The following is a 13,234-nucleotide window of genomic DNA, read 5'->3' on the forward strand; positions in this document are numbered from 1 at the left end:
CATAAACAACAATACAACGGTAAGATTCCGGGTAACCGGATAAATAGTTAATATAGTAAGTGACAAATGAAAAAGATAGCAGTTTTGCTGTTTGTTATTTTGGGAAATAAAACAGTAGGTTACACACAAGATTTCGCCCTGAAGACGAACGGACTCTACTGGGCGACAACCACACTCAATATGGGCGTGGAGAAGGCAATCAGCAACCAGGTAACCCTGGAAGCAGATGTTGCATACAACCCCTGGACATTCAGGGAAGACAAGAAGATGCACCTTCTCTTGGTGCAGCCAGAAATGAAATACTGGCTGTGCGAGAAGTACGAAGGTCATTTCGTAGGTATCCACCTGCATGGTGCTCAATTCTACGGAGGTTTTGGCAGCAAGCTCTACGATGGCTACTTGGCTGGCGGAGGCGTAACATACGGTTACGACTGGATTCTATCCCCTCACTGGAATCTGGAGGCAGCCATCGGTGTGGGATACGCCCACCTCTGGTACAAGCAAAGCCCTAACTTGCCCTGCATCAAGTGCCAGGAAAAGAAGAACGAGAACTATATCGGTCCTACCAAGGCTGCACTATCATTAGTCTATATCTTTTAAAAAAAAGTGCATCATTTAATCACAAAGAATATTATGGATGATAGAATGAAACTCAAAATAGTATATCTGGCTATAGCTGGTGTAGGCTTGGCTCTTCTGACGACTATGTCTTCATGCAGCAAACAGAACATTGTAAGTGATAAAAAGATTACATGTACTCCCGACTCCTTTATGCTCCTGCCAGATAGCAGCAATCAGGCTGCACTCAATCTTCAGGTTCATATCCCGAAGCATTATTTCTCGAAGAGAAGCCGTCTCTTCGTAATACCCGTATTGACAGACAGCGACAGCATCGTGGCTAAATACAAGCCTATAGTGCTGGATGCGCCAATCTACAGCAGGAAGATGGAACGTAAATGGGTGCTCGACAGCATTGCTGATCCATACGATTCTATTGCACAGAGAGTTACCAACACAAAAGTAGATTTATCCGTGTTATATAACGACACCATCACCCTGCCTGCAAACTTCCATAAGGGAAGCCTCGTGGCAGTGGCTTCTGCCGACGGATGCGGCGAATGCCGTGCCATCAGCCATACCAAGATAGCCGATGTGTTCCGTCCGGAAATCAAGAAGCAACTGCATCTCAACTGGATGAAGCATACTTTCGAGATCAAGCCGAAGATAAGAGAAAGAAAAGGCGTGGCACGACTTGAGTTTGCTATCAATAAATATGATATCAATCTCAAGATGAGCAACAACCAGGCTGAGCTCGACCACATGTTGAGCGATATAGCTCCAGTGCTCAGCGACAGCCTCGCTACCCTCACTTCTTTGGGCATCTATGGTCTGGCGTCAGCCGACGGCCCGCTGAAGTTTAACACCCCACTTTCTCGCAACCGTGCCAACTCAGCCCTGAAGTGGCTGCTTGCGCACATAGAGAATGGCGACAAGGTGAAGAAGATTGCCCGTATCGGTTCACGCCCTGAAGGATGGCAGCCAGTATTGGATGCGATGGTGGCCGCCGGCGATGCCGACAGCACGTTGGTGAAGAACATCCTGACCCGATATGCCAACTTCAACGATGATGTGCAGGAACGCTATATCCGCCGCCTGCCTATCTGGAACAGCATCAAGAAGAAGTATCTGCAGAAGAGCCGTAGCGTGGAATACACCTACACATACATCATCAAGAACTTCACCACCGATGAAGAAATGCTGCAGATGTACGAGCTCCGCCCAGATGCCTTCAGCGAAGATGAGTTCCTGCATGTGGCACAGATTGCAGAGAGCGCAGAAAAGCAGAAGCAGGTATATGAGACGACTTTGAAATATTACCCTATGTCGAAGATTGCTGCCAACAATCTTGCCATCCTACTCGAGAAAGAAGGCAAGGTGAATGTGGCTGAAGAGATATTGAACCGCCAGAAGGTAGAAGAGACTCTGATCAGCCAGAAGGCACTCACAGAATAAATTACAGCGTATGACAAGATTAAAAGTTATCATATATGGTATGGCACTGGCTATGTCATTCACCTCGTGCGTTCGTGAAAATCTGGACCAATGTCCTCCTCTGCGTATCAACATCGAGGTGAAAGACAAGAATTATTTCAATGTTGATCAGACTGTTCCTGACGAGAAACGGGATGAGAATCAGTCGTTTAGATCATTTGTTCCGTCTCTTTCCTATCGTCTGAGCCGACTCAACGACGATGGCACTCAGCAGGTTATCGTAGAAGAAAAAGGTTTCGGAGTAGAGGGTGATGGATTAACTTATCCTGTAAGCTTCGACCCCGATATGCCTTTCGGAAAATACGTCTTTACGGTATGGGGAGGTATGAAGACGCGAGGCGAACTCAATCTGGATAAAAACGAACTGTTGCTACATCCGGAGCACAGTCAGGGCGATGATGTTTATCAGGTTTGCGATACCCTCGTCTATGATGAAAACCATTATTGTTATACCAGCGAGATGGAGCGCACCAAGGGCAAACTGGTTATATGGACAGAGAATCTTCCTGCCGGGTATCACCTGATGGATGCTGAAGTAAGCCAGCTCTATGGAATAGTAAATCCAAGTTTCCTATATTCTGAAGAGACCAGCGTCTTTCATGAATCGGAAATTGAAGCTGGCGCCAAGACCAAGACCTCTATTTTCCTGGCTCCTTCTTTCCAGAAGGATGAGTCGGTGGTGGATGTCAATTTCTATAAGAATAGTGGCGAAGGCGGAGGCAGCAGTTCATCTGTGTTGACGCCTGATGACGTGAAGGTAAGCATGGAGCGCAATAAGATTACGGTGCTGAAATATGTGTACGATTCCGACCGCAATCGCTTCACCATCTATATGAAGGTGAACGACAACTGGGAGGAAATTCACGGCATGATATTGGATTGATAATTAATTTATACTTAATTTTTAAATTTATAATTTATGAAAAAAGGTATGTTTTTTGCGCTTGCAGCAAGCAGCTTGTTGTTCAGCGCATGTAGCAGTGACGACGCTGTGGTTAGCACAGTGGGTCAGAATGAGGCAGTACAGCAGATTGTATTGCAGGTAGCAAGTAGTGGTGATGGCTTGACAACACGTGCAGGCCGCCCATTGTATTCTTCAGAGGCTTTGCAGACTATCCAGAATGTTCGCGTAATGATTTACAAGAACGAAACTGAAGGTGGCGAGAAGACTATTGTATTTGACAAGAAGTTGGACTGGAAATCAAGTACTACTTACAGCACAAATGGCCATGGTCGCCAGTTTACGATTTCCTTGAAGGGTAATGATAGACTGGATGCAGGTAACTACAAGGTTATGGCTGTAGGTTACAGCGATAACAGTGACTACACCTATGCTTTGGATGTAACAGGTGAAGGCCTTACTGGTAAAACTTACAGTGACATTACTGCAACCTTGAAGGCAGGAAAAGTAGCAGAGGAGGTATTTGCAGGTGATGCAGCGCTTAAAATCGGCGCCGACAAAAAAATCACCAACCTTACTTCTGGTGAGGAGAATGGCGTAGCAGTAACCTTGCATCGTCAGGTAGCTGGTAGCTTCGGTTATTTCCAGAACATTCCTGCAAGTGTGAATGGCAAAGCAGCCGCAACCCTTCGTCTCGTAGTAAGAGATAAGAATGATAAGTTGACTTTCAACAACTTCAACAGCTCATTCACAGCTGCTGGAGCAACTGGCAGCACTATCAAGTATTGTGTTAATGGTTCTACATCAACAGGTGCACCACTTGCTACAGATGCAAAGTTCAAAGATGGCAGCAATGGTTATGTGCTCTACTCTATCGATTTGAATGAATGGTTCAAAAATGGTGATACGAATCACGACGGCTTATTGACAGAAGAAGATGGTTGGACCCATGCTGACATTTTTAAGAATACTACCCTTGTTAAGGGTTCAGTTTTCGGAAGCAACTTCGTCATTCCATTTGCTTTGACACATGAGAAGAGCACCATGGAGCTTCAGCTCTTGGATGCTGCTGGCGATATCATCAAGACTTGGACCGTTTCTATCCCATCTGCAGATGTAAATCGTGATGCCACAAATGGAAATGTTGCAGACGAAAGCGCTTCTATCTTCAACGTGGTTCGTAACCATATGTACAACTTGGGTGTTAAGCCTTCTAATGGAGGTAAGACAGATCCAGACCCAAGTAATCCAAATCCAGATCCAAAACCAGATCCAGATCCTGATAAACCAGATCCTGACAAGCCAGAAGACTTGAGCAAATCTCAGAACCTCATCTTGAAGGTGAACGACAACTGGGAGGCTATCCACCAGATGGAGTTGGGTGATTAATCTTACTACGTGCTCATAATATAGGTAGTATTAAGAAAAATATATCCAAGGGATGCGAAGAGCCAGCTATAGGCACTCGCATCCCTTACTATCCCAACATCACAATATTTAATTTATCATTCATTTTATACGTAATTCCCATTCAAATCGAATAGGCGAACATTGAAATCGAATAGGCAAACATTGAAATCGAATAGGCGAATATGATGAGAAAATCTATAAAAAACAGTTTAAATATAATCCTCGCTGCCAGTCTCCTAATGAGCTGCAGCGCAAGTAATGATGTGCCTGATACCCTCGCCGACGGCTCGCATGCCGTGAAGTTGGACATGAGAGTGGGTGTAAGCGCAGGTGTTGTTACCGGCTCACGAGAACTTGATACGTGGGATGGAGCACAGCAGGTGAATGATATGAGAATCTACGTCTTCAGATGCCCCGAAGACAAGAAGGGCACCCCAGAAGAAGCATATACCTATTGCACCCCTATTGAAACGGAAGCAGCCAAGAAAGGTTACTATTCCGTTGACGCATTCAACAATAGAGAACCCTACTATTCTGCCGAGCACCAGAACATGCCCGAGCAGCATCTATACACTATCGAACCCTATCTGCAGAACGGCTACTACTACCAGTTTCTAGCCATAGGCAGAGATGACAAATACGCAACAACGACAGTACTTACAGAACCAAACTTCACTCCAAACGAAACGAAACTGGAGGACGCAAGAATCGCCCTCACCGAGGAGGCAAAAAACAGCGCCAAACTCGGTATCCTCAATACCACAGAGCTGTTTAGTGGCATCCTGCAAGACGAGAAGACACACGAGGAAGCCCCCGTTCTCGTAACGGAAGAGACGAAATACTTCCACCGCACGCTGACCGCCAGCCGTAACGTGGCTGGTCTGATGATTTACGTAGAAAACATCCCGGCACAGGTGGAGTCGAATGCAGCAGGAGACGTGAGCACCGTTACCTTCACGCCCACCTCTCTATCCGTTGTAGCCACCGGCATCAGCACCGAAACGCTGATAAGGCAGAAGCAGGCACCAGCAGATGCTGAACCGTTGACTTATCAGACGTTGGGCACCATCGACCTCACCCCCTCAAACGGATGGACCGTAGATGCTACAGAGAACATATTCAAGCGAGCTGAAGACTCCCAAAAAGGATGGAAGGCAAACAGCTACATGATAAGCAACTTCATGATGCCTACACCAGAGGGAAAAATGCAGAAAAGCAAGAACTCGGCCGAGAACGAGACCACCTTCTATCTGCATTACACGGATGGCACGCACCACAGGTACGACAACATCAGGAAGTCTACAACCACTGGCGACAAGTTCAAATTCCCTATCGAGGCAAACCACCTGTATTGCCTGGGAGCCAAGAGCAAGACCGTGAACCAGCCATACGACCTGAAGGAGTATTACGAGCCGGTGATGACAGACGTGAAGGTTGAGATAGAACCAGCCTTCGAAAAAAAACATGAATTTGAAACAGAATAAACGTTACAAACAGCATAAAAACGGAAATAGAATATGCAGAAATTAAGATTTAGCATCTATAAGATAAGCTCCATCAAGATGAACGCCATCAGGATGAACACCATCAGGATAGGCATGGCGGTAGGTTTTTGCTTCCTCCTCGCACTAGCCGCGGGATGCAGCAGCGATGCCGATCTGCCACCCTATCCAGATGGCAGCAATGGAGATGCAGGCATGAATCAGCCTTCGGAAAACGAAGATGAGATTACGACTGTTCCCATCACCATCACTCTGGGCGGATTAAGCGGCAGCGATGGCAATGCCAAGCAAGATGGCAGAAACACCCGTGTAGCCCCTCCTGGTGCAGGATCCTCTTCCTCGTCGGGCACAACAGGAGAGGACTACGGATATGCCGAGACCGAAAACGTCAATGCCGTAAGGCTGATAGCTTTTCGCCGAAGAGTTCAGAACAATGGAGAAAATTCTGCAACCTATGATGCCGCAGTCAACGATATCCAGGGCTTCGAGTACGACCCTACCAACGACAGGGTGATTAACGGAAAACCTACGTTAGAAAACGGCAAGGAAGATGATTATCTTTCGGGAAAGCCCCACAAGCACTATGTGGTAAAGGGCACCTTCGGCATCAGCAGGGGCTACGAATATCGCATCATTGCCCTCGCTTACGATAGCCAGGAGAAATCGCCCTATCCGCAGTATGAGGAAAACAAAGTGGTTACCACGGAAATGCTCAATTTAAAAAAAGGTACTACATTTCAGGAGTTCAAGGCCACGTTTGCGAGTTACCTGGTCAATGATGATGGCAAAACCGACACCCCCAACAACTGGCTTGACTATCTAAAAAAAATAGTTCTCACACTAAATAATGTAGATTGCTTGAGCCGCCGGCTCATCACGGTGCCGCAGCTCTTCTATGGCACCCTCTACCAGCAGGGGGATGACACCCAAAATCCAATCATCTCTTCTGCTGATTACCAGAAGGAAAATCTGGGAAACAACACCCCTACGCCGCTTGTAGGAACACTCTATAGAGGCATGGCAGAAGTGGAGGTTCATATCACTCATGCCGCCCATTACAGCATTACAGCGCAGACGCAATGGTATTGCCTACTTGCCGACACCGTGCTTACCCAGATGCCTCTTACCAGCTACGACGGTTTTAAGCAGGGTGGGGAACCTATCAATAACTATTCAAAAAAGGGAGGCTCCTATACCGCCATTGCCTATGCCCCCTTTCCGGGTGAAGGCAAGGAAGTGGTGCTCAAGGCATTTGTGCTGCCAGGCAAGACCCATCTTGCCGTGAGAATAGGCCTCAAAGCCTTACCTTTCGCCCACAATTATCAGATAAAGGCAAAGGATATGATGTCTTCTGAAGCAGCCACGGGCGTTATCGTGGTAGATGGAGTAAGCAACCTCTTCTATCTGAGACGAAACCATAAATATGTCTTCACATACGATGAGCAAAAGACACTTACAGACTCCAGACATTTGCTCGAATAAGATCAAGAGAATTATCAAGACGTTATGCTATGTTTTAAAATCAAACAGACAATGAAACTGCATTTTATATATAAAACTTTCATATCATTTTTGTTGGCATTCCTGATGGTTGTGCCCGCCTCTATCCAGGCGGCACAACCTCAGGATGATAACACCAGTCCCTATTTCGAGAGTGCTGCCGTTAGAGACTCGTTTATGAACTGCAAGAAACCCATCTGGACCAACAACTGGGATGCTCTGCCAGCCGACAAGCAGCAGGACCATTTTGTGGAGTTCAACAATGACCCCAAATATGGCAACATGACATTCCGTGAGCTGCGCAACCGCCGTGCCCTTACAGGCGAATCGTGCACCATTAACAAATTGATTGGCGTGGTAGGCGTAGGCAGCTGGGCAAAGGATATGGGCGCCCTTACCGACGATTCACTCGACAACTATGCACAGGTGAACTCCGTGGTACGGGCAGGGGTAACCGTAGACCCGATAGTAAGTGTAAAAGATATGGATAATTACTATTCCAAGGGAACGGTGGCAGGCTTTACCATCGTGGCTGGCTCGGGTAGCAGCGTGCTGAGCCTCGATGTAGTCAAGGCATTCTCCATCGGATTCTATCGCGACGGCAAACTGAAGGGTGTGAAGGCGGTAAGGGAAGGACAGAATGGTTCGGGAGTAACGCTGAAGCTGCTCCAGATACCGGGTTCCGACAACATCTGCGCCATGCTGACGGCAGAAAGCGACTGGCTCTTCGATGAAATCACTCTCGACTGCTCGGGCGGCATTCAGGCAGAAGTGGCGAATATTCTGAAAATCAAATATGCCTTCGTAGGCGAATCTACGGAGTTTACCATCACCGATGGAGGCATCAAAAAATACAACGAATATTTCAAAGACGACAAGCAGGTAGCGCTCAAAGAGATGAAAGGCTGGCGCCCTATTATCCTCGGCATCCCCCTGCCTTTCCTGGACAAAGATATAAAGAAGATGACAGATGATGATCTGGACAATTTCGCCACTATCGTCCCTCTTCTTGACATAGGTTACCAAGGCGGAGCCAAGTTTATGATGCAGAACAACAAGAACCCGCAAGGCGAAGCATTCGAGGCTGGCATGGAGGCTGGCTTCAAATACAAGATGGATGCCCTGCTGAGCCTCAATGCAGGAACATGGGTCAACGTGCTGCTCTTCGACCACAAGGGAAACAAGGTGCAGGAAGAAACGATTTCTGCCCAGGTGCTCCACCTCTCGCTGGTGCAGATTGGCGACGGAACGGTGAGCATCAAGGCAAAGGTGCCGTTTTCAGGATGCGAAATCAGATTCCTTACGGTTCTCGGAGTTGATGCAGGCGCCATTGGCATCCACTATGGATTCGTAAGAATGGCTCCAGATGTATCCCACCGGTGCCCTATCAATCCTACCATCAGCAGCAATGTCTGCCAATCGCAGACTTCGTTTACTCTCCGTTCTAATCCGAAAGTAAGCGTAACATGGAGTCTGGTGAATGCATGGGATTTGAAAAATAACGATATTCTTGCCACCACACCAGTAAAGGTTACCTCTGATGGTCAAGTTACCAATCTGGAACCTGGTAAATATACCTTCAGGGCCACGGCTCAGGACGGATGTTATGATGAAACCACCATTACCGTAGGTGGTTTTAATGATGGAAATACAACTTGCGGCAAACCACTTGTCAACAAACTGGGTGAAGATTTCTACGAGGTATCGCCTAAGATTCACGAAACATCCGGCTCGCTGCTTTCTATCTCTGAACTCAGGGATAGAGACAATATTATCAAGGGTGAATATGATCAATATGCCGAATATAGAGGTGGCTTGAGTCTTGCCGATAACCTCTGCATCATCGGAATTCACCGTAAGGATGGTCAACTGATATACGATGCTACCGACCGACACGAAGGTGAATCAGAGGCGGATGCCGTCAAGAGAGCTCAACCTAAGCGCATTGGTTTTGTGGTAGAGGCTGATGCTACAGTAATCAATTTGCATGCCCTGCAATTCCTGCAGATACGCTGCTATAACCAAGGCAAGGAAGTATATCGCCATCTGATAGATGAGAACAATGCGATTAGTGCAGATATCGCAGGTTCAGACAAGCTGCAAAAGATAAGATATTCTATCGAAGTTCCAGCCTACGACAGCAAAGGCAACCCGATTCAGATGGATGAGTTCCAACTCTGGAATTCGGGTGTACTCAATCTGGGCGGTTCTAAACTCCGTATCTACTATGCCTTTATCGAAGAGGCTTCCGACGACTGTTCTTCGCCACTTGCATGTAGCAGTATGGTGATGTCGCATAATCATTCACATACTACCATCAATGCTAATGAAACCAAATTTGGCGGAGCGGTGAGTGTGGCTACTGTAGATGATAACTTAGGTTATCTGGTGGATGATGACTTGAATACCTATATGGCGGTTGCCAATACGGTAAGTCTGGGAGTTGGTCAAACATTCGCCGTAAAGATGGGTAAAACACTCGACTATCATCATCAGTTGGGAATTGTCATTGACAACAAGACTTTCCTGGCAGCCGTAAAAGTAGGAAACTGGCTAACGGTAGAAACCTTCAAAGACGGTAATTCTACGGGAGATAAATTTACCGACTGGAAGGTGATTTCCGCTAATGTAGCGGGTTATGGCGATAAGAATATCCTCTTCTTTCAGCCAAAGAAAGCGTATGACGAGGTGCGATTAACTTTAGCCAATATTGTAGGCGCATTGGATGTGCAGAAATTCTACGGACTCGTGACACGTGGTGATATTGATAATGATGGTATTCCTGACTGTAAGGACGACAAGTCGTGCGTAGATGGTGTAGACGATATCGTTGTCAACAATGTATGCGTAGGAGATAAGATTGTCGTAACTGCTACCGGATTGACCGGAGTAGATTATCATCTTTACTTCGGTGATAAGAATGCGGGAGATAATGGCATCGTGTCTCTGCATTCTACATCAGACACCAAGAACAATATCCAATATACCTACACCACCAAGAAGCCGGGCGAATATCAGCTCACCTTCTTCGACGGCAGCTGGACGCCACTCTCTTCAGTAGTATATCAGGTTCATCCATTACAGACCCGATGGCTTCCGAGTGCATCTACCAATGAATGGAACAAGTGGGACAACTGGAGCGACGGTTCGCCTTACTGCTGCACCAACGCCATCATCTCGTCGGATGCCGATAACTTCCCAATGCTGGGAACGCCAGTGAAGCCAGCCGACTACTGCTGCAAGGACATCTTCTTCGAACCCCGTTCGGCGGTGGATAACGTGCCATCGCTCAACTATCGCAAGGCATGGGTAGAACTGGAGCAGAAGCCGAACCATTACTATCTGCTGAGTGCACCGCTCAAGCAGATGTACACGGGCGATATGTTCATGCCAGCCGACACCACGAAGGCGAACTACTTCGAGGATCTGAACGAAGAAAACTGGAAGGAACAGCGCTTCAACCCAAGCATCTACCAGCGCCTCTGGGCGGCTGCGTATCCGGGTAAGATCTATTCTCTCGATAGCAAGGGGAATGCAGGCTTGAAGGATGAAACGCTTGCCGTGAGCGAGGCCACCTGGTCGCACAACTTCAATGCCGTGGCTAAGCCTTACGGCATGGGTGAAGGCTTCTCTATGTGGATAGACAACGGCAATCTGCCGGCTACCAATAAGTTCAGTATCCGCCTGCCTAAGGCGCATAAAGAATATAGTTACTTCGTGGATTACGATCAGGAGAAAGTGGCTAGTGAAACAGTGACGAAAGATGCAAATAAGATAAACCGCTTCATCTACGAACAGGATTCTCCGGGCGACTTGACGATGGATTATAAGTATCTGTCGGAAGGCAAGGAAGTGACGGAGAACCGCACGGTGTTCGTAGGGCAGAGCGAGTATCAGATTACGCTGAAATCGGATATTCCTACGCAGACCTTCTTGCTGGGCAACCCATTCATGAGCCGCCTGAATATCGAGAAGTTCCTGGAGGTGAATGAGAACGTGAGCAGTGTGAAGGTGGAAGTAGAGAATGAATTAGAAGGTATGGAAGAGCAAACTGTAAGCAAGGTCGCTTCTACGGGCAATGCCACCACCATCGCCCCAATGCAGGCATTCTATGTTACCACAAATGATGAGCCGAGTACGCAAATCATCCTGCTGCTCACCCCAGAAATGATTGGTGGAAGCAAGAAGGCTACTGAGGAAAGTAAACCTGCTGAAGCCAAGGGACTGAAAGTGTGTGTGGAAAGCCTGAAGACGCGAAGCAAATCAGCAGCTATGCTGGTGATGGAGAATTCAGAAACTGCTTATGATGTTTCTGCCGGTTCTTCTTTCAAGAACTCTGTGTTGGTTCCAACTCTTCTGGATAGTGAAGTGAAGTCACCTTTGAAGGTATTTGGTATTCAGCAGAGTCAGGCTTACGATATCCTTCCGATGACTGGCGCTACATCTTTAGGAATCTATCTGTCGCAAAAGGATAGCATCCGTATCGAGGTAAAACCTATTCAGGGTGTTGATATGAGCGGATATGTTCTCCATGATATGCTTTCGGGTGCCGATTATTCACTCGATTCTCCTCTCATTATTGCGGATGCCGAGACCTCGTTAGGCAGATTTGTTATCAGAAGCCGTTATGGAAGTACAGATGTGACATCTGTCGATACTGATCAGCGCATCAGTATTGTTCAGGAAGGTTCTTCTGTCCTCGTGCAATCTGCCTGCGGTCTGCTCAAGAGTGTCAAGGTCATAGACCTGAATGGCAGAATCATCAGCAGGGTACAGGGAAATGGTTCAAGGTGTTTAAAGGCGAGCATAGCCACAGGCATTCAAATCATACACATAGAATTGACAGATGGTAGCAGTAAGGACTATAAGATGATTTTCTAAGTAAGGCTGTACAGTGGTACAGCTAATTACATCTTTTACTTATAATTATCCCTGCCAGCTTGTGAAAGCCGGCAGGGCTTTTATAATAGTCTTTCCCGAAAGAGCAACAACATAACAATAAGGAACGCAAGCCCCGCCTAGCAGAGTAAAACGCTCTCGCTAGGCGGGGCTTTTGCATATACTTAAAAACCATAATAATATGAAAGAAGAAGAACAAAAACCAAAAAGCAACCAGTGGGCTCCTGATGATGAGGGAGCCAAGAACTTTGTCAACCAGCCGGGCTATCAAAAAGAAGCCATGGGTATGGTTAACCTGATCGTTGATGTAATGAATGATACCCATGAATACAAAGAGGCGATGTTCTGCAAACATTTACTGATGGAATGCAGTCGCAAGCATCATCTTGATTTAGAAGAGCAGATAGAACGTGTGGTGGCACATGCTCAGGACATAGATGAGTTTGGAAAGTATATGAAAGCCAAGAAAGGCGAATTGAACCCCAAGCATATATCTGAGCAGGAGTTTGCTTATGCCATCGACCAGCTGATGGAGTCTGTAGATGAATCAGGCAAGTACATATTCAAGATTCAGCGCCACTGGATTGCCGTGTTCAGAGTAGCCGTAGATTTGCATTTAATAGGAGAGAATGACTACAAGGGTTTCTGTAACTGGATAGATACGATTCACCCGGGAGCTTTCAGAGTAAAGCTGACGCAGGGTGATCTGAAGCAGATCAGCAACTCGGATTGTTATATGAAACCATTCGATAAATGGGGATATGCTCCGATGGGAAACGTGAAGAAAGAACCTTATATTGCGATGACCCATGTGGTGGTTTGCTTCAGAAATCTGTTGGGAATCGACGAAAAAATTGCTTGAAAACGGCTCAGAAATAACCCTCGTTATAACTTTATAACCCTCGAAATAACCGCAGGGCTATTTGCTTGGTCAGTATCAGATTTCGCCGTACCTTTGCCTCGCAATCAG

8 protein-coding genes are annotated in these 13,234 nt (G+C 46.8%); all 8 read left to right on the forward strand.

All coding sequences use genetic code 11. The features are described 5' to 3' along the window. Positions 1–66: 66 nt before the first annotated feature. Positions 67–600: a DUF3575 domain-containing protein gene (locus tag DW657_RS14630; protein WP_117692661.1), complete on the forward strand. Its 534-nt coding sequence runs from the start codon at positions 67–69 to the stop codon at positions 598–600. A gap of 45 nt (positions 601–645) precedes the next feature. Next, positions 646–2,013 carry a DUF4139 domain-containing protein gene (locus tag DW657_RS14635; RefSeq protein ID WP_147381965.1) on the forward strand — a complete coding sequence of 456 codons (1,368 nt, stop codon included), beginning with the start codon at positions 646–648 and terminating at the stop codon, positions 2,011–2,013. A gap of 10 nt (positions 2,014–2,023) precedes the next feature. Then, positions 2,024–2,935, forward strand: coding sequence for a hypothetical protein (locus DW657_RS14640; protein WP_147381966.1), 912 nt, complete (start codon positions 2,024–2,026; stop codon positions 2,933–2,935). A gap of 36 nt (positions 2,936–2,971) precedes the next feature. Continuing rightward, positions 2,972–4,342: a hypothetical protein gene (locus tag DW657_RS14645; RefSeq protein WP_118313192.1), complete on the forward strand. Its 1,371-nt coding sequence runs from the start codon at positions 2,972–2,974 to the stop codon at positions 4,340–4,342. Positions 4,343–4,602: 260 nt separating this feature from the next. Then, the gene (locus DW657_RS14650) at positions 4,603–5,847 is read left to right on the forward strand and encodes a hypothetical protein (RefSeq protein ID WP_118313193.1); all 1,245 of its coding nucleotides are present in this window, start codon (positions 4,603–4,605) and stop codon (positions 5,845–5,847) included. A 33-nt stretch (positions 5,848–5,880) separates the two neighbouring features. Then, complete coding sequence (locus tag DW657_RS14655; protein ID WP_118313194.1) at positions 5,881–7,347, forward strand: hypothetical protein; 1,467 nt, start codon at positions 5,881–5,883, stop codon at positions 7,345–7,347. A gap of 51 nt (positions 7,348–7,398) precedes the next feature. Further along, positions 7,399–12,246 (forward strand): hypothetical protein, encoded by a 4,848-nt coding sequence (locus DW657_RS14660; RefSeq protein ID WP_147381967.1) that lies wholly within the window; start codon positions 7,399–7,401, stop codon positions 12,244–12,246. A 199-nt stretch (positions 12,247–12,445) separates the two neighbouring features. Continuing rightward, positions 12,446–13,126 carry a hypothetical protein gene (locus DW657_RS14665; protein ID WP_118313196.1) on the forward strand — a complete coding sequence of 227 codons (681 nt, stop codon included), beginning with the start codon at positions 12,446–12,448 and terminating at the stop codon, positions 13,124–13,126. Positions 13,127–13,234 lie beyond the last annotated feature (108 nt).

Source organism: Prevotella sp. AM23-5, assembly GCF_003473645.1.
GTDB lineage: Bacteria > Bacteroidota > Bacteroidia > Bacteroidales > Bacteroidaceae > Prevotella > Prevotella copri_A.